This is a genomic window from Rhizobium herbae (assembly GCF_017873135.1).
Lineage (GTDB): Bacteria > Pseudomonadota > Alphaproteobacteria > Rhizobiales > Rhizobiaceae > Pararhizobium > Pararhizobium herbae.
Genome location: NZ_JAGGJV010000001.1, coordinates 206,882 through 225,434 on the forward strand (window position 1 = coordinate 206,882; position 18,553 = coordinate 225,434).

An 18,553-nucleotide genomic window follows, 5' to 3' on the forward strand; every position below is an offset into this window, starting at 1 on the left:
ACTGGTCCGATTAACGGAAGGAACGCGAAGCGATGTTACGGATGTCAAAGCGGGTGATGCCGATGTCCGTCAGAGCGTGGTTGGACAGGTTGCCGAGTTCGGCAACGGTGCGGCGATAGTTGATCCAGCTTTTTGCGATACGAATCGGGTTCATGATCTTTTCCTCAAGAAACAAATGAGCAGTGCAGTGATTTGCCTGCTTCGTTGGGATCTTTATATGCCTTGCGCGGGAAAAGATGGAGTGCAAAGAAAATGCATCTGCTATGCGTTTGTGCAATGCGATGCTGTTTCTCTGAGCAATAAGTTCTCATGATGAAAAACGAGCCATAGGTTAACGGGGCGTCAGGGGCGACCCTGTCTGCGTTAACTGTTTGTTTTTCAGAGGCGTTTTTTTGCGAAAAGCCGCGATGTTGTCTGGCTGCCCAGCGACCGGCTTGCGGCGAGGCATTCACAATTTCGTTGCGAAGAAAATGGGCATTTCACAATGCATCGCTGCCCAACCGAAATGCCTGGGGATCGTGGCTGACGGCGCGTTTGTCGTGCGAATGTCACCGAAAAGTTTGGGCGAAAAAAAACGCCCGCCGGACTGAACCGGAGGGCGTTTGGCAGCTGCGCATCAGGCCGGAGGAAGCCGGCCGGCTGCGAGAATTACTTGACTGCCTGACGGGCAACGTACTGGATGTCGCCACGGCCGATGCCGAGGTCGTTCAGTTCGCGGTCGCTCATGCGGCCGAGTTCGTTGCAGGTCTGACGATACTTGCGCCAATTGTTGAACGAGCGAGCGATGTTCATGATGCTGGTCCTTTCTAGGGTTTGCCAGCACCGTTTGCTGGCCCTCATCTGATGGTTGGAATATACGCCGTCGCCCTTTGAAATTACAGAGACAATGCTGCATCGCACCCATGCGCTTCTTGCAATCCTCGATGCCGCGCTGATCAGGGTTTGACCAAATTCTGTGCGAGCGCGCGAACGCTAAAAGACAATGTGCTGATCGTTGGAAAGGGGTTTGAACAAAAAACAACGCCCGTCGGGGGAGGAGATCCGACGGGCGTTGCTTGTTCTGATTGGCAACTGGGAGGAGGAGTGTTGCCAATCCCATCGAGGCGCGCTGGGAGGAGGAGTGCGCTGCCCCGAAGTTGTCCTCAAGATAAATCCATCGATCGGAAATGGGTAGAGCCAATGAGGAATGGCACCTATGTTGATGGTGCATGGCTGGCTCATTGTTGTGGCACGCAGATGGTCAGAATTTCATCACTTGCGTAGCCGGTACGCAGCAAGTCATGGAAATATATTGATTTTTTAATGTCCTGAAACGAATAACGCCCGCTGGGGGAGGAGGTCCAGCGGGCGTCATTTATGGTGATAGGCAACTGGGAGGAGGAGTGTTGCCCATCGGATCGAAGCGGCGCTGGGAGGAGGAGTGCGCCACTCCGAATTCTATGAAGCGAACCTTTCGGCCCGCTGACCTTTTCCGCTTCTCAAGCGGAAGCGGCTGGTCTTGCCGCTGACGGCCCGATCGCTTGCGCTGATCTCGTCCCGTCTTCTTGAATTCAAGATAGGTCGAAAGCCGTGATTTGTGCAGTGCAATATCATCATGGATGATATGCAAATTCCGCATGAGCCTTCTCGGTCGTCCTATGTCTCTCCGGAGATCAGAGATTCGCACGAAAGTCTTCACATCCCGTTAACGATAATTGCGCTCCCGACATGCCCGTGGATTCGAGCCGCGCCGCGTTGCTCGTCTAGGAATTGCCGGCGCCTGTGATATGTGTTGCGCACCACGCGCATGCAAGGAGATCGGTCGATGTACCGGGGGCGGATCGAGAAGGACTTCAACACCTGGGTTTCAAAGGGCATGCTCGATGCTGGCGCGGCAAAAGCAATGCTGGCGGAATATGATGCCCGCGAAACCGTCTTCAGCGCGGGCAGGGTCCTCCTGGTGCTGGCGGCGGTGCTGCTGTCTGCCGCCATCCTTCTTCTGGTGGCTGCTAATTGGGAGGCTATTCCGCGCCTCGTTCGCGTCGGCGGTATCGTTGGCCTGATCTGGGCGTTTTATCTGTCCGCCGCTTTCTGCCTTGGCCGTGGCTTCAACGGAATGGGCGCAGCACTGCTTGTTCTGGCGACCATGACTTTCGGCGGTGCCATCGCGCTGGTGGGGCAGATGTATCATCTGTCGGGCGATGCGGCCGATGCGCTGCTGGTCTGGTTCGCAGCGTCCTGCTTCGCCACTTTGGTATTTCGCTCGCCCGCGCTGTCTGTCCTGTCCGGATTTCTGGCATGGGCGGTTTTCGGCCAGCTGGTATTCGACAATGACGCCAGTTTCGAAGGCAACGGCTACATCTATCTCGTTCCTTTATTGATCGTCATCGTGATTGCCCTGGTGCGCTATACCAATGCCGGCATGGCCCGGCATCTTGCCTATCTGCTCGCTTTGGCATGGCTCGGGTGGTTTTATATTGAGTTGCCGGAACTCTGGCTTGCCGCGCTGCTGTTTGGAGCCGGCTTGCTGGCGTTCCTGGTCACAAGCCTTCCCGTCTCGCCCCTCTATCGTTTTGCCAGCGACGCCGGTGCCGCGCCCGCCTTTTATAGCTTCGCGCTGACTGTCCTGGGCTTGGCGGCATTGCATACCGAAGTGGACGGCCTTGGTCCGGAGATCGCGATCGGGGCAACGACACTCGCGGTGGCTCTCGGCGGCATTGCCATCGCCGGCCGTCTGAATGGCGCCGTCCGCTTTCTGGGCTATGCGGTTTTCGCGACCGAAACCCTCTATCTGGCATCCGAGACGCTGGGCAGCATCCTCGGTACATCCGGATTCTTCCTGATTTCCGGCGTCGTCGTCGCCCTGATTGCCTGGCTGGTGATCCGCCTGGAAAAGCGCCTCTCGGCGAAAACAGCAGCTGAAGGGAGCGTGGCATGATCAAAAATCCGTTGGTCCGCCCCTTGTTCGCAGCCATTCTGGTGGCTCTCCTGCAAACAGCCTTCCTCGGCTACATGATCGAAAGCCGCGCTTCGATCCTGCGCAACGGTGTCGATGTGGTTCTAAAGACCGTGCCGGTCGATCCGCGCGATCTCCTGCGCGGCGACTATGTCATCCTTGCCTACGACATTTCGACGATTCCGGCGGACAAGCTGACCGGCGGTTTTCCCGCCGAGGCGACCGATGCGCAGATCTCGGTGCGTCTGGAAAGGCAGCCGGACGGATTCTCGGGTGTTACTGAAGCGTCCTTTGGTACGCTTGCGCCCAAGGAAGGCAGTGTCATTGCCCACAGCACGCCCTTCTATTTCTACCCGACACCGGACAGCCCGCCATCCTCTCTGAATGTCGAATACGGCATAGAGCGATATTATGTGCCGGAAGGCGAGGGGAAGGTACTCGAGGAAGCACGCAATGCCAGTGCGCTGTCCGTGACGGCTGGGGTCAGCGATGCCGGCACGATGCAGATCCGGTCCATTTCGATCGACGGGAAGCCGCTTTATGAAGAGCCTCTTTATTGATGTGTGCAGCAGCATTCGCCGGGCAAGTGACAAGAACACGACAAAAGCCGCATTTTTCCTGCGATCCCCATTTTTCCTTTGATCCATGGGAAACGGGTGATATAGAGACGCCGCGCTCGGGAACGCCCTGAACCCGGTGCGGGCTTGTCAAAGGCGTTGTCGCCGTGACTTTCCTGTATCGATGTGAGCAGGCGCTGCGGTTTTCTGAACGCGGGTATGGTGAAATTGGTAGACACGCCAGATTTAGGTTCTGGTGCCGCAAGGCGTGGGAGTTCAAGTCTCTCTACCCGCACCAGAATGAAGGACGTCCAGGGTTTGTCCTTGGCGTCGATCGAGAGGACGGCGCCATTTTGCTTGCAAAACGGTGACTGATTTGCGTAAAGCCACTCCCGGCAAATGGATCGGCTCAAGTGCTCGTGTACAAGAACACCGACAGAGCCCTGTCAACGTGAAATGAAGGTTTGAACATGCAGGTTATCGAAACGCTCGCTGAAGGGCTGAAGCGCGAACTCAAGGTCGTTATCCCGGCCAAGGACATGGAAGCTCGGATGAACGAGCGTCTGGCCGAAACCAAGGACAAGGTCCGCATCAACGGCTTCCGTCCGGGCAAGGTGCCTTTCGCCCATCTGAAGAAGATGTACGGCAAGTCGATCATGGCCGAGCTCGTCAACGAGCTTGTCCGCGAAAAGCCGACCGAAATCCTGTCGGAGCGCGGCGAAAAGTCGGCGACCCAGCCGGAAATCGCGATGACCGAGAACGAAGCCGAAGCGGACAAGATTCTCAGCGCCGAAGCCGATTTCGAATTCACGCTTGCCTATGAAATCATCCCGGCGATCGAGCTCAAGGACATCAGCGGCATCAAGGTGACGCGCGAAGTCGTCGATATCGACGAAGCCGAAGTCACCGAGCAGATCCTCAAGATCGCTGAAAATGCCCGCACCTACGAGACCAAGAAGGGCAAGGCCGCCAACGGCGACCGCGTCACCATCGATTATCTCGGCAAGGTCGACGGCGAAGCCTTCGACGGCGGCAAGGACGAAGACGCTGAGCTGGTTCTCGGCTCCAACCGCTTCATCCCCGGCTTCGAAGAGCAGCTCGTCGGCCTTAAGGCTGGCGACGAAAAGGTCATCACCGTAACCTTCCCGGCTGAGTATCCGGCTGCCAACCTCGCCGGCAAGGAAGCCACCTTCGACATCACCGTCAAGGATGTTGCCGCTGCCGCCGAAATTGAAATCAACGACGACCTCGCCACCAAGCTCGGCCTCGAATCGGCTGACAAGCTGAAGGAAGTCGTTCGCGGCCAGATCGAAAGCCAGTACGGCTCGATGACCCGCCAGAAGGTCAAGCGTCAGATCCTCGACCAGCTGGACGAACTCTACCAGTTCGACACCCCGTCGCGTCTTGTCGATGCCGAGTTTGACAACATCTGGCGCCAGATCAACACCGACCTCGAGCAGGCCGGCAAGACCTTCGCCGACGAAGAGACGACGGAAGAAGAAGCCCGCGGCGAATACCGCAAGCTGGCTGAACGCCGCGTCCGCCTCGGCCTCGTTCTCTCGGAAATCGGCGAAAAGGCCGGTGTTACGGTGAGCGACGACGAAATGCAGCGTTCGCTGTTCGAACAGTTGCGCCAGTTCCCAGGCCAGGAAAAGCAGATCATCGACTACTTCCAGAAGACCCCGGGTGCCGCCGCTTCGCTGCGCGCGCCGATCTTTGAAGAAAAGGTCGTCGATCATCTCCTGTCCGAAGTGAAGGTTACTGACAAGACCGTCAGCAAGGAAGAACTGCTGGCTGACGATGAGGACGACGCTTCGGAAACGAAGAAGGCCGCTCCGAAGAAGAAGGCCGCTGCCAAGGCTGACGCTGCGGAAGGCGAAGAAGCCGCCGCACCGAAGAAGAAGGCTCCGTCCAAGAAGAAGGCCGCTGACGACAGCGCGGAATAAGTTCTGCGGTTTTCGAATGAGTTTGAGAAGGCCGTCCCGCAAGGGGCGGCCTTCTTCGTTGCAGGGGCATGGCGGATCGGGCGCAAGCCAGATGTTTTTGCGACGCTGTTTTTGCGCGCAGCTTATTTCCCAATTTAGAAGGACCACCCCGACGAAGCGTCGGGGTGGTCCTTTTATGATTGACTGCCGCAGTCGGTCGAACTCAGACGACTATAAAGTCCAGGTTCGAGAGCGCCAATCCCGCAGTAAGTCTTGCGAACTGCACACCTGCGCCGGCGCCCGTACCATCGGAATCGTACAGGAGGTCGCCCGTGTCGGTCTCATAGATGATGCGATCGGTGGCATCACCGGCAAGTCCGGTGGTGTTTGCCCGGAATGCCGCTGCAGCCAGCGTGCCGAGCGCGCCAATTGCAGTAAAGATCGCGTTGTCCAACAAGATCGTGTCGGCGGCAACGTTGAAGTCGGTAATGATATCAAGATTGGTTGCGGCATTGAGTGCCGTATTGAAGTTGAACTGATCGTTGCCGGCACCGCCGGTGAGCGTATCGTTTCCTGCATAGCCTTTTAATATGTCGTTGCCAGCGCCACCGTTGACAATATTGGCGCTGCTATTGCCGTAAACCAAGTCGTCGAAATCCGAACCGGTGATGTTTTCGATCGATGTATAGGTGTCGCCCAAGGCATCGCCGGTGTTGATGGCTGTGTTGGCCATGCTGGCAGTGACACCGGCAGTCGCACCTTTGTAGGAAGCGGTATCCGAACCCGCCCCGCCCAGCAATGCATCCCCATCTTCGCCGCCAATCAGGATGTCGTTACCGCCGTCGCCATAGAGTGTATCGATCCCGTCATAGCCCTTGAGGGTGTCATTGCCGTCGCCACCCCGGATGATGTTCGCACTCAGCGTGCCGTTCAAACCGTCATCGAAGTCGGAGCCGGTCAAGTTCTCGACGGAGTTGTAGGTGTCGCCCGCCGCATCTCCCGTATTGACCGCAGGATTGTAGAGGCTGACGCCCAGGCCAATCGAAGAACTTGAATAATCGGCGGTGTCGGAACCCGTGCCGCCGCTCAGATAGTCGGCACCTGCGCCGCCATCCATGCGGTCATTGCCGTCACCACCACCCAAGGTGTCGTTGCCGGCCAGGCCGTAGAGCTTGTCGTCACCGGCGCCAGCCAGCAAGGCATTTGCCTCGGCAGAGCCCGTCAGGTCGTCTGTGCCGCCCCCGGTAACAGCCTTTTCGATGCTGGAAAGCGATATGGGACCGGCTCCGCCAGGCAAGTAAGTAAAGGTTCCATCTTGCAGGTTGATGGTCGCGTCGAGAAGCACTCCCGATGTGTCGAAACTATCATAGCCCGCGCCGCCAAAGACCGCTTCCCCGATGCCGCCAGTCCAGCCTGCGAAAATCCGGAATGTGTCATTGCCTGCATTGCCGTACATCAGATCGACGCCCGAACCGCCAATGATCACATCGTCGCCATCGCCGCCCTGAATGGTGTCGTTGCCGTCGCCGCCGTCAATGCTGTCGTTGCCTGCGCCGCCAAGCAGACTGTCATTCCCGCCATTGCCGTCGATGGCGTTGGCGAGAGCATCGCCGGTGATCGTGTCGGCCAGCTGCGTGCCCCTTACGTTTTCGACGTTAACGATCGAATACGGGCCGCCGAAGGTCGGAGAGAAGTCATAGGTATTGGCGCCAAGATTGACGATAGCGCCCCTTGTTGTATGGTTGCTCAAATCGAGCACATCGTTCCCGGTACCTCCGTCCGTATCGTCGCCGAACTCGCCTTCGCGGACATAAAACGTATCGTTGCCGTTACCGCCATTGACGGTGTCCTTGGAGAAGCCGCCCTCGATCCAATCATCGCCATCGCCGCCATTGATCACGTCGATGCCAGTGCCGGTGAGTAGCGTATCGTTGCCACCGTTTCCGTTGAGCGTGTTGTTTGCATTGTTGCCGGTAATCGTGTCGTTGCCGGAACCGCCATTGGCATTCTCGATCAACGAGCGCGCATCACCACCGAACTGGAAAGCGTTAAAGACGTTGCCGCGGGCGAAGCCGCCGTTCGGGCCGCCGCCGAGGAAAGCCAGCTGTGCAGCGGAAAATGTTGAATTTTCACCGGGGCGCAGGTCGAGCCTGAGGTTCGTCGTATAGTTCGACAGGTCATAGGTATCGATGCCGTCGCCGTCCCAGATGGTTGAGAAGATGCGGTTGGCGCCGGGGTCGATGGCCAATACACCGTCGACGTAGGAGTTGCCGTTGGTCGGATCCCAAGTATAGACAGTGTTGCCGCTGTTGATGGTGAAATCCGCGCCATACATTGTTTGCAGGGCAAGAATGTCGATCATCATATAAGTTTGCGGCGCCCCAAAAGTTTCGTAGTCGTAGCCGCCGGTTACGTCGCCGATGTAGGTCGAGTAGGTCATCACGGTGAATTCGACCGAATTGTATGCTGCCGGCACAGCCGTGTTGCCGGGGCCCCCCAATTCATGGCCGTGTTTCAAGCCCAGCGAATGGCCCAGTTCGTGGATCATCGTATGCCAGGCATAATTGCCGGCGATCGGGTTCTTCAAGCTATTGCTTGTCCCGTCGTAAGTGTTTCCGAAAAACGTATCGCCGCCATAGACGTTGTTGTTCGGGTAGAAGGCATATGCGGTTCCCGCGTCGCCGGAATTTGCCGCGCGGATCGTCGAATTGCTGGTGCCTGCACCATTGTAGGTAATGCTGAGGTTGGTAAACCCCTCGACCGAAAATCCGCCCGCGCCAGTTAGCTGGGTATAAACCGACTGGTTCAATGCCGAGTGGAAGGCAATCATTTGCTGCGCAGTGAATTGCGAAAAGGCTTCATTCTGCGCGCTTATGGCATTGCCGTTCTGGTCCGAGTTGTAGCCGGCCTGGTAGTCGGCTGCTGAATCTGTGTCGCTGTAGGTGATAGATGTCTCGTTCCAGCGCACGCCGCTGAGAACACCATCAATCAGCGCGTTGCCGGTTGCCGCGACCGCGATAGTCACAGAGGCATCGCCGTTTTCTTCCGGCACCTGTGCGTCATTGCTGGGGCTCGCTCCTAAATCCGGGGCACCTATCGCATCGGAAGCGCCGATCGTCGGTGCAATGATCGTTTTGGTGGGGCTCCACCCGGCGGTCCAGTCGGGGACTGCAACGTTGAACAATCGGTTCAAAGATGTTGATTGGCTGGCTTGCCCGTTAAGTGCCAAAGACCAAGTGGTCCCGTTTTGATCCAAACCTGCCGGATCAACGAGGAGAGAATTGGTTCGTACCCTGACGTTCATGATACCTCCCTGGTTGCATCCCGCATTCGTCCATGCAGCTTTTGCAACACTCATTGTGGCGTTTATTTACGAACTCCTCCGTAAAGCGCAGAAATACACCTGCCGAAAACCGCTTCACGCTGGTTTCAGCATATCCATCGACAACTGCATTGCATTCGCCGCAGTGTTTAAACAATGGGACGATAGCGACGACCTGCATCGAAACAACTGTGGTCTAAAGGTTTCGTTCTATGGACTGGTCTGAAAGGATATAATTGCGGTTGATATACAACCAAAATATTATCTCCAGATATAAAGGGCAAAGAACAATATTGACGAAATGATATTTGGTTTCGCCTCATTCTCGCCCCATCACCACTAGTAATTAGGTTACGCTAATTTAGGATGCATGACAAGGCTAATGTCCCCTGGCCGTGGGCTGTGAAGCTTTCACAGCTCCCCGACGTGCGACAGGATATATGTGCAGAATTTAGTGAACGCCCCCCTGGAGCGGAGCCGTGTGAAAGGGAGTAAGCGGCATGAAGAGCCAACTTCGTGTGCTAGTGACGATTGTAGTTGCGTTCGTGGCGGCGTCGATGGCTGTTTCGGCGCCCGTGTCTGCGAGCCAACCTAACAAAGGCCTTGAAACAATGGATAGACCCCCGGATCCGGAGCAGGCCGTACTGTCTGAATACCGGTTGCTCAAGGCACGCGGGACGATTGAAGCCTACGAGCTTTTCATCGAGCGACACCCAGACCACCCACTCGCAGATGACGCGCGACGAGAGTTGAAAAAGCTGCGGGGCAGCTGATGTTCTGGCCGTCAGACGACTTTTGTCTTCTCGGTTAAGCGTTTCAAGGCGGCCTGTCGTGAGTTGTTTCAATCTTGCACGTAACCGATGGCGCGCCGTTCATGTTGCGCAAAAACCCATCCGGGTGCTGTCGTAAACTTTACATCACGCCTTTGGCGTGATCTCACCCATCCGGTTGCCGGCATCGAGGCCTGCGATCTTGTAGGCTTCGGCCAGCGTCGGGTAGTTGAAGGTGTTCTCGACGAAATATTCGACGGTACCCTTCAGGTTCAGCACGGCCTGGCCGATATGGACGAGTTCGGTGGCACCTTCGCCGACGATATGGACGCCGAGCAGCCGCCGCGTCTTCAAAGAGAAGATCAGCTTCAACAGGCCGGAATCGAGCCCCATGATGTGACCGCGCGACGTCTCCCGGAAGCGGGCAATGCCGCATTCATAAGGGATACCGCGCTCCTTGACTTCTTCTTCGGTCAGGCCGCAGGTCGAGATTTCGGGCACGGCATAGATGCCGTAGGGGAAAAATTTCGGCGGCTCCTTGGCGATCGCGCCGACCGCGACACGCGCCGCGATGCGGCCCTGTTCCATCGAGGTGGAGGCAAGGCTCGGGAAACCGACGACGTCGCCCGCCGCGTAGATGTTCGGAACCGTGGTTTGGAACGTTTCCGGATTGACGCTGAGCCGCCCGCGGCTGTCGGCTTCAAGGCCGGCCGCCGCCAGATTGAGCGAATCCGTCGCACCCATGCGGCCTGCGGCAAACAGAACCATTTCGCAGCTGATCACACGGCCGCTGTCGAGCGTGATCGCACATTTTCCATCCGGCGTGCGCTCGACCTTGTCGGCCTTTTGCCCCAGATGCAGCTTCATATTGCGGTCGCGCAGCTGATAGGTAAAGTCCTCGACGATTTCCTTGTCGATGAAATCGAGCATGGTCGACTTCGGATCGATCAAGGTGACCTGCGTATCCAGCGCGCTGAAGATGGTTGCATATTCGATACCGATGACCCCGGCACCGATCACCGCCAGGGAGCGCGGCAGGTCCTCGATTTCCAGAAGCTCATCGCTATCAAGCACCGTCTTTCCGTCGAACGGAATGTAATCCGGACGGAAGGGCTTCGTGCCGACGGCTAGCAGGATGCTGGTCGCGGAGACCTGGATGATCTCTCCGTCTTCCTTGACGATCTGCAGCGTCTGTGGGTCGATGAAACTCGCCTTGCCGCGGATGTGCTGAACCCGGTTGCGGGCAAACTGGTGTTCGAGCACTTCGACTTCGTGATCGAGGGTGATCAAAAGGCGTCGGCGCAGGTCCTCGGCGCTGATTTCCTGCTTGACGCGATAGGCGCGTCCGTAAAACCCGCGCTCGCGCCAGCCGGTCAGGTTCAGCGCGGTTTCGCGCAGGGTCTTGGAGGGAATGGTACCGGTATGCACCGAGACGCCGCCGACCCGCTTACCCTGTTCGACGACAAGAACCTTCTTGCCCAGTTTGGCGGCCTGAATAGCGCCCCTGCGCCCTGCAGGACCGCTACCGACAACCACGAGATCGTACTGGTTCATGACGCGTTTCCGATGATGGAGTGAGAATCATTGTGCGTTGCGGTAAATGTCGCTTGCAAGCGTCTATAACGTCAATCTTACAGTTTAATAAAGCCTTATGAACTGCCCCAACGCTTGCGGATGCTTATTTTATGGAAAGCGATTATATTTGGCGCATCAGCATGGGATGTTCGCCGGGAGCGCCAGCGCGCGGTCTGTCGGAAGCGGATGGTCGAGACAGGACATTGCCGCGTGGAGAGACGTGGTTTTGCATTCGGGAGGTGATGATGGCTTTGCTTGAAACGGACGATAAACAGGACCCGGGTCTCTCCATGCCTTCGGAAAAAGAGAGTGCGGCGATACCGGAAAGGCCGCGCAGTCGACCAGGCGTTGTTGCCGCGGCCGTCTACGAACACGGCCAGCGCACCCACGATATCGAGATACAGGAAGCGCATAAATGGCGGGGCCGCGAAAAGGCCGTGGTCTGGATCGGCCTGCACGAACCGGACGAAGCGCTGCTTCGGGAAGTTCAGGCCGAATTCGGACTGCCTGAATTGGCTATCGAAGACGCCAATCACGCCCACCAGCGCCCGAAACTTGAGATCTACGGCGATTCGATCTTCGTCGTTGCGCGGACCGCCCATATGGGGGGCGGGGAAATCGTCTTCGGCGAAACCCATCTTTTTGTCGGCCGCGGTTATGTCGTCTCGGTGCGGCATGGGCCGTCGACCTCCTACAATCTGGTAAGGCAGCGTTGCGAGGCTTCGCCGGCAGCGTTGGCGCACGGCGAGAATTACATCCTCTATTCCATCCTCGATTTCATCGTCGATAACTACATGCCGGTTGTCGAGGGCATCCATGCCGAAGTGGAGGAGTTGGAAGAGCGGGTGTTGCGCGATCGGCTCGACAAGAAGGATATCGAGCGGCTCTATTTCCTGCGCCGAAGCCTGCTTCGCCTGCGCAATGCCGTCGTGCCCCTGGTCGATGTCTGCCGACGGCACGAGCATCTCGATCTTCCCGGCATGGACGCGACGCTGCACGCGCTGTTTCGGGACGTCACCGACCATGTGCGCCGGGTTCAGGAGGATATCGACACCCTGCGCGAAGTGCTGGCCTTCACCTTCGAGGCCAGCCTGATGATCGGGCAGTCCGAACAAACAGAGATTTCCCGGAAACTCGCATCCTGGGCCGCGATCCTCGCCGTGCCCACGGCGATTGCCGGTATCTACGGGATGAATTTCGAGGATATGCCCGAACTGAAGTTCAAGTATGGCTATTTCGTCATCCTGGGGTTCATCATCATGGTGTGCAGCATGCTCTACCGGATGTTTCGACGCGCAAAGTGGCTCTGAGGCAGCGCTCGCTCAGATCAGGCGCAGGCCCTTGAGGCTGGCATGCCCGTCCTTGCCGATAATGATGTGATCGTGGACGGCGATACCCAGCGGCTTTGCCGTGTCGATGATCGTCTTGGTCATCTCGATGTCGGCCCTGGACGGGGTCGGATCGCCGGAGGGGTGGTTGTGCACGAGAATCAACGCTGTCGCCGAGAGTTCGAGCGCGCGCTTGACCACTTCGCGCGGATAGACCGGCGTGTGATCGACGGTCCCTGTCTGCTGGACTTCGTCGGCAATCAGCGCATTGCGTTTGTCGAGAAACAGGATGCGGAACTGCTCGCGGGTTTCATGCGCCATCGCAGCATGACAATAGTCGATCACCGATGACCAGGAGCCCAGCACCTGCTTGCCCTTGAGGTCGCTCTTCAAGGTGCGATGGGTAACGGTCGAAATGAGCTTCAGGTCGAAGGCTACGGCTTCGCCGATTCCCTTCACTTCCTGCAGCAATGCCGGCGAGGCGCCGAAGACGCCGGCAAGCGTGCCGAAGCGCTCGAGCAGCGCCTTGGCGATCGGCTTGGTGTCCCTGCGCGGGATCAGCCGGAACAGGAGGAGTTCAAGGATTTCATAGTCGGCCAGCGCCGTGTCGCCGTGATCTTTGTAGCGCGTCCGCAACCGGTCGCGATGGCCGTGATAGTGCGCGTCATCCTGCTGCGCTGCCGGCATTCCGAGGCCAGGCCGTTTTGGCTTTTGCCCGGCGAAAAAGCCCCTCTCATCGGCCGGTTGCGAACTGTCGCCGTCGGAAGAGAAAGGGGGCTTGGTCATCGCGTGCCCTATGCTGGCAGGCCCGGGCGGTCGAGGCCGCCCGGCGACAGGGTGAAAATCTCGCAGCCATCGGCGGTGACCCCGACCGCGTGCTCGTATTGGGCCGACAGCGACCGGTCTCGGGTGACCGCCGTCCAGCCGTCGGCCAGTACCTTCACATGCGGACGGCCGAGATTGATCATCGGCTCGATGGTGAAGATCATGCCTTCGCGCATTTCCGGACCTTCGTTCGCCCGGCCGTAATGCAGGATGTTCGGCGCGTCATGAAACAGCCGGCCGACGCCGTGCCCGCAGAAATCGCGAACCACGGAACACCGTTCAGCCTCGGCGAAAGTCTGGATGGCTTCGCCGATGGCGCCGGTGCGCGCGCCGGGCTTGACGGCGGCAATGCCGCGCATCAGGCACTCGTGGGTGACTTCAAGCAGGCGCTGGGCCGCACGCTTGATCTCGCCGACCGGGTACATCCGGCTGGAATCGCCGTGCCAGCCGTCGATGATGTAGGTGACGTCGATGTTGACGATATCGCCTTCGCGCAGCGGCTTCTCGTTGGGAATGCCATGGCAGACGACGTGATTGATCGATGTACAGGACGACTTGGTATAGCCCCGATAGTTCAATGTTGCAGGCAGGGCGCCGTGATCCATGCCGAAGTCGAAGACGAAGCGATCGATCTCGTCAGTCGTTACGCCCGGCTTGACGCGGCTTGCCAGTTCGTCGAGGCAGCGGGCGGTAATCTGGCAGGCGCGCTTGATCCCGGCAAAATCCTCCGGCGTATAGAGACGGATGACGCCGGTATTCTTATAGGGCGCGGACGCTGCCTCGATATAGGTGACCATTACAATACTTTCAGTTGTCTTTCGCAATTGTCATAGATCAGCACAGGCGGGTTCGTCCATCGGGATCAGGCCGTCAGGCGCAATTTGCTGCGGCGAAACCCGGCATTTGACGGCAAAGGCCTCGACGCCGCGCCGCATCGCGCGAAGGAACGCCTGGGCATAAAGCGGATCGAGATCGTCGCAGATCCGAAACGTCGCGCAGTCGTCGCGCTGTATCAGGTAGATCATGATGCCTCGATGACCCGCCTCGACCATATCGCCGAGTTCCTCCAGGTGCTTGGCGCCCCGTGCCGTTGGGCTGTCGGGAAATTCTGCCAGGCCGGATGCCCGGCTGAAATGCACATTCTTGACCTCGACATAGGCGCGGCCGCGCTCGGGATCGGTGAGCAGCATGTCGATGCGTGAATTGCGGCCGTATTTCTGTTCACGCTGCAGCATCGAATAGAGATGAAGATCGCCGACTTGCCCGGCGCGAATTGCTTCCTCGGCCAGTCTGTTCGGCAGCCCGGTGTTGATGCCGACGACGGTGCCGCCGACTTCGACCATCTCCAGCATATGCCGATATTTGCGCGTCGTGCTGTCATGTTCGGAAAGCCAGATGCGCGAACCGGGCGTCGTCAATCCGCGCATCGAGCCGGTATTGGGGCACGAGCCGGTGATCGCGCTTCCGTCCTCAAGCACGGCATCGAAGAGAAATCGTTTGTAGCGCTGGATGAGGACGGCGGGCACCAGCGGCCGGTCGAAGAGCATGTTTCTGGACGTCCGTTATCGGTCAGGCGCGGGCACGAACGTAGGAGCCCGGCGCTTCTTCCAGCGAATTGAGCTTGCCCCCGGTCTTTCGCGCGGGCACCCGCTCGCCGTCCAGCGCCTCGATCCAGGCCTGCCAGTGCGGCCACCAGGATCCCGGCGTCTCTTTTGCCGTTTTCACCCAGTCGTCGAAATCGCCCTTGGCAGGGCCGCCGGTCCAGAACTGGTATTTGCCCTTGTCCGGCGGATTGACGACGCCGGCGATATGGCCTGAGCCGGACATGACATAGGTTACGTCGCCGCCGAAGAACTGGCTGCCGACGAACACCGACTTTGCCGGCGCGATATGGTCTTCCTTGGTGGAGAGATTGTAGATCGGAATCGTCACGTTCCCGAGCGAGATCTTCTTACCGGCCAGCACCATTTCACCCTTGGTCAGGTTGTTCTGGAGATAGCAATTGCGCAGGTAGAACGAGTGGTTCGCGGCCGGCATGCGGGTGGAATCGGAGTTCCAGTAGAGCAGGTCGAACGCCGTCGGCTCCTGGCCCTTCAGGTAGTTGTTGACGAAATAGGGCCAGATGAGATCCGACGCCCGCAACATGTTGAAAGCCATGGCCATCTTCGAGCCGTCGAGATAGCCGGTCTCCTTCATCCGCTCTTCCATCTGGGCGATCTGTTCCTCATCGGCGAAAACCTTAAGGTCGCCGGCATAGGTGAAGTCGACCTGCGTGGTGAACAGCGTTGCCGAGCGGATACGCTTGTCGCCTTCCTGCGCATGCAGGGCGAGGGTGGCTGCCAGCAGGGTTCCGCCGACACAATAACCGATGGCATTCACATCCTCTTCGCCTGTCGACTGGCGGATGGTGTCGAGCGCAAAGCCGATGCCTTCGCGGGCGTAGGATTCCCAATCCTTGTTGGCGTGGCGCTCGTCCGGGTTGACCCAGGAAATGACGAAGACGGTATGGCCCTGGTCCACCGCCCATTTGATGAAGGATTTCTGCGGGTTGAGATCCAGCACGTAGAATTTGTTGATCCAGGGTGGGCAGATCAGCAATGGCCGCTTCAGTACCTTCTCGGTGGAGGCGTCATATTGCAGAACCTGGCAGACGTCGCTCTGGGCGATTACCTTGCCGGGCGTAATCGCGATGTTCTCGCCCACGGCGAATTTGCTCACGTCCGTCTGGCGAAGCTTGAGGTCGCCTTTGCCGGCGATGATGTCCTCGGCCAGCATCTGCATGCCCTTGACGAGGTTGGCGCCGCTGGAGGCGACCGTCTCCCGGTAGAGCTGCGGGTTGGTCGTGACGAAATTGGCGGGCGAAAGGGCGCTGGAAATCTGCCGCACATAAAAGGCGGCCTTGTGCTTAGTGTGGTCGTCGAGGCCTTCGGCGTCACGCACCATCCGGTCAGCCCAGTTAGAGGTGATGAAATAGGCCTGCCGCAGGAAGTCGAAGAACGGATTTGCGACCCAGTCGGCATCCGAAAAGCGCTTGTCGTTGCGTGGAACGTCGTCGGGATCGCTGACCGTCTCGCCGCCCATCTTCTGCAGGGTACGCGTCCACATGGAGAAGAAGCTCCCCATAAGGTAAGTCTGCGCTTCCAGAGTGCGCCGCGGATCGGAAAGCCAGTATTCGGATACTTTCGAGAGCGTCTTGACCATGTCGACGACCGGATCGGCCACCATGTCTGTCTTCTCGCCGCTTTCGCGCGGCGCCAGCCATGCGGACGCAGCCTTGCCGAGCTGCTCGACGGAGCGTGCGAGATTCATCGCGAAGGCTTCCGGGTCCTTGACGATATAGGGATCGACGGATTTCGGGTCGAAACCGGTGAAACCATCCGCGCTGGTGCCCGTCTGGCCCTCGGTCTTCCTGTCTTCTGCCACCCGGTTTCCTCCACAGACGTTTGTTTGTTTTGTCTTTTTACATTCTGCCTTAAAATGATTACAAGTGCCAGCGCGTGTTGGACTCGGCAATTTGGCAGCCGGCCAACTTCGGACAGAGATTCAAAGGTATGCGTCGGGTATGGCGAGATGATGAAGTCGGGGAAAGCAGCGATGGTGCGGATGGTGACGGCCTTTGGACTGGCAGGTTTGACGCTTGCGCTTGCCGGTTGCAGTTCCACAGCGGTCGATGAGCCGCCGTCCATCTATTCCGCCACGATGGCCAAGCCCGTTCCGACCGATGTCTATCCGGTCATCGAAGGCAAATTGCCGGCGGCAAGCACACAGATGAGCAATGAAGAGGCGGCAAGCCAGTCGGCGCGGCTGACGGCACTCGGCAACGCCCGCTCGTCCGGCCAAATCTCGGAAGCGGAATATCAGCGCCGCCTGAAGGAGTTGCAGCTGCTTGCCGCCAATCACGGCGCAGATACGCTGAAGCAGATACAGAATTAGCACTTGCGTTTCGACTGATTTGGACGCAAAGCGTTTCATGGCCGCGTGGGCCTGTTTGCACCGCGCGTTTCTCCTTGCACGCATGATTCTCAAGGCATGGAGACCGCGCAAGACGAGGTTTAGAGATGGAAGAGTTTCACAAAGTCCGGCGTCTGCCGCCTTACGTTTTCGAACAGGTTAACCGTTTGAAAGCCAGCGCGCGAGCGGGTGGAGCTGACATCATCGACCTCGGCATGGGCAATCCGGACCTTCCGACGCCGCAGGCGATCGTCGACAAGCTGTGCGAAGCCGTCCAGGATCCGCGCACGCACCGCTATTCGTCCTCCAAGGGTATTCCCGGCCTTCGCCGTGCGCAGGCCGCCTATTACGCCCGCCGTTTCGGCGTCAAGCTGAACCCGGACACGCAGGTTGTGGCGACCCTCGGCTCCAAGGAAGGCTTCGCCAACATGGCCCAGGCGATCACCGCCCCCGGCGACGTGATCCTGTGCCCGAACCCGACCTATCCGATCCATGCTTTCGGCTTCCTGATGACCGGCGGCGTGATCCGTTCGATCTCTGTGGAGCCGGACGACACGTTCTTCCCCCCGCTGGAACGGGCGATCCGCCATTCGATCCCGAAGCCGATCGCGCTGGTGATCAACTATCCGTCCAACCCGACGGCGCATGTGGCGACGCTAGATTTCTACAAGGAAGTCGTGGCGTTTGCGAAGAAGCATGACATCGTCATTCTCTCTGATCTGGCCTATTCCGAAATCTACTTCGACGGCGTGCAGCCGCCGTCGGTGCTGGAAGTGCCGGGAGCCATGGACAACACGGTCGAGTTCACCTCGATGTCGAAGACATTTTCCATGCCAGGCTGGCGCATGGGCTTTGCCGTCGGCAACGAGCGCCTAATCGCCGCCTTGACGCGGGTCAAGTCCTACCTCGACTATGGTGCCTTCACGCCGATCCAGGTTGCCGCGACGCATGCGCTGAACGGCGACGGCTCTGATATTGCCGAGGTGCGCAATATCTACAAGCGCCGCCGCGATGTGTTGGTCGAAAGCTTCGGCAAGGCCGGATGGGATGTGCCGCCGCCGGCCGCGACCATGTTCGCCTGGGCAAAGATCCCAGAAAAATTCCGGCATCTCGGTTCGCTGGAGTTTTCCAAGCTGCTGGTCGAAAAAGCCGATATCGCGGTCGCTCCCGGCATCGGTTTCGGCGAACAGGGTGACGACTATATCCGGATTGCGCTGGTCGAAAACGAACACCGCATCCGCCAGGCGGCCCGCAGCCTGAAGAAGTTCCTCTCGACGGCGGACGATACGTTGCACAACGTCATCTCGCTGAACGCCCATCGCTGAGGCGCCCCGGCACACCTTTAAAATCCGCTCCGCCGCATCA

Annotated in this window: 15 protein-coding genes and 1 tRNA gene; 8 read left to right on the forward strand and 8 right to left on the reverse strand. The window is 58.6% G+C overall.

The features are described from left to right. Positions 1–10: 10 nt before the first annotated feature. Positions 11–154: a DUF1127 domain-containing protein gene (locus J2Z75_RS29635; protein ID WP_081927849.1), complete on the reverse strand. Its 144-nt coding sequence runs from the start codon at positions 152–154 to the stop codon at positions 11–13. A 494-nt stretch (positions 155–648) separates the two neighbouring features. Continuing rightward, complete coding sequence (locus J2Z75_RS01075; protein WP_068955544.1) at positions 649–792, reverse strand: DUF1127 domain-containing protein; 144 nt, start codon at positions 790–792, stop codon at positions 649–651. A 1,012-nt stretch (positions 793–1,804) separates the two neighbouring features. Between J2Z75_RS01075 and J2Z75_RS01080 the strand changes: the two genes are divergently transcribed. The 4 genes from J2Z75_RS01080 (at position 1,805) to tig (ending at position 5,438) form a co-directional block, all read left to right on the forward strand. Next, the gene (locus J2Z75_RS01080) at positions 1,805–2,917 is read left to right on the forward strand and encodes a DUF2157 domain-containing protein (RefSeq protein ID WP_209846452.1); all 1,113 of its coding nucleotides are present in this window, start codon (positions 1,805–1,807) and stop codon (positions 2,915–2,917) included. Further along, positions 2,914–3,495, forward strand: a complete 582-nt coding sequence (locus tag J2Z75_RS01085; RefSeq protein ID WP_209846455.1) for a GDYXXLXY domain-containing protein — start codon at positions 2,914–2,916, stop codon at positions 3,493–3,495. The genes J2Z75_RS01080 and J2Z75_RS01085 overlap by 4 nt, the downstream gene beginning before the upstream one ends. A gap of 210 nt (positions 3,496–3,705) precedes the next feature. Then, positions 3,706–3,790: transfer RNA gene (locus J2Z75_RS01090), tRNA-Leu, on the forward strand. Between the two features lie 172 nt (positions 3,791–3,962). Then, entirely contained in the window at positions 3,963–5,438 is a 1,476-nt protein-coding gene (gene tig, locus J2Z75_RS01095) for a trigger factor (RefSeq protein ID WP_209846458.1), read from the forward strand. Between the two features lie 202 nt (positions 5,439–5,640). On the opposite strand, the gene J2Z75_RS01100 is transcribed toward tig, so the two are convergent. Then, on the reverse strand, positions 5,641–8,721 hold the full coding sequence (locus tag J2Z75_RS01100) for a M10 family metallopeptidase (RefSeq protein WP_209846461.1): 3,081 nt from the start codon (positions 8,719–8,721) through the stop codon (positions 5,641–5,643). A gap of 518 nt (positions 8,722–9,239) precedes the next feature. Here J2Z75_RS01100 and J2Z75_RS01105 point away from each other — a divergent pair. Then, on the forward strand, positions 9,240–9,512 hold the full coding sequence (locus J2Z75_RS01105) for a hypothetical protein (RefSeq protein WP_209848868.1): 273 nt from the start codon (positions 9,240–9,242) through the stop codon (positions 9,510–9,512). A gap of 144 nt (positions 9,513–9,656) precedes the next feature. On the opposite strand, the gene sthA is transcribed toward J2Z75_RS01105, so the two are convergent. Further along, complete coding sequence (sthA, locus tag J2Z75_RS01110; RefSeq protein WP_209846463.1) at positions 9,657–11,063, reverse strand: Si-specific NAD(P)(+) transhydrogenase; 1,407 nt, start codon at positions 11,061–11,063, stop codon at positions 9,657–9,659. A 311-nt stretch (positions 11,064–11,374) separates the two neighbouring features. Here sthA and J2Z75_RS01115 point away from each other — a divergent pair, with 311 nt between their 5' ends. Beyond that, on the forward strand, positions 11,375–12,394 hold the full coding sequence (locus tag J2Z75_RS01115) for a magnesium and cobalt transport protein CorA (RefSeq protein WP_234937138.1): 1,020 nt from the start codon (positions 11,375–11,377) through the stop codon (positions 12,392–12,394). Between the two features lie 12 nt (positions 12,395–12,406). On the opposite strand, the gene radC is transcribed toward J2Z75_RS01115, so the two are convergent. From radC to phaC, 4 genes are read right to left on the reverse strand one after another with little or no spacing between them, the layout of a single operon-like run. Next, positions 12,407–13,198 (reverse strand): RadC family protein, encoded by a 792-nt coding sequence (radC, locus tag J2Z75_RS01120; RefSeq protein ID WP_209846467.1) that lies wholly within the window; start codon positions 13,196–13,198, stop codon positions 12,407–12,409. A gap of 8 nt (positions 13,199–13,206) precedes the next feature. Continuing rightward, entirely contained in the window at positions 13,207–14,034 is an 828-nt protein-coding gene (gene map / locus J2Z75_RS01125; protein ID WP_209846469.1) for a type I methionyl aminopeptidase, read from the reverse strand. Positions 14,035–14,064: 30 nt separating this feature from the next. Then, a complete protein-coding gene (sfsA, locus tag J2Z75_RS01130) occupies positions 14,065–14,784 on the reverse strand; it encodes a DNA/RNA nuclease SfsA (protein ID WP_209846472.1) in 720 nt (239 codons plus the stop codon). 22 nt (positions 14,785–14,806) lie between these two features. After that, positions 14,807–16,660, reverse strand: a complete 1,854-nt coding sequence (gene phaC / locus J2Z75_RS01135) for a poly(3-hydroxyalkanoate) polymerase subunit PhaC (protein ID WP_209846477.1) — start codon at positions 16,658–16,660, stop codon at positions 14,807–14,809. Positions 16,661–16,807: 147 nt separating this feature from the next. Here phaC and J2Z75_RS01140 point away from each other — a divergent pair, with 147 nt between their 5' ends. After that, on the forward strand, positions 16,808–17,170 hold the full coding sequence (locus tag J2Z75_RS01140) for an SHOCT domain-containing protein (protein ID WP_209846479.1): 363 nt from the start codon (positions 16,808–16,810) through the stop codon (positions 17,168–17,170). A 125-nt stretch (positions 17,171–17,295) separates the two neighbouring features. Then, a complete protein-coding gene (locus J2Z75_RS01145; RefSeq protein ID WP_209846482.1) occupies positions 17,296–18,513 on the forward strand; it encodes an LL-diaminopimelate aminotransferase in 1,218 nt (405 codons plus the stop codon). Positions 18,514–18,553: the final 40 nt, after the last annotated feature.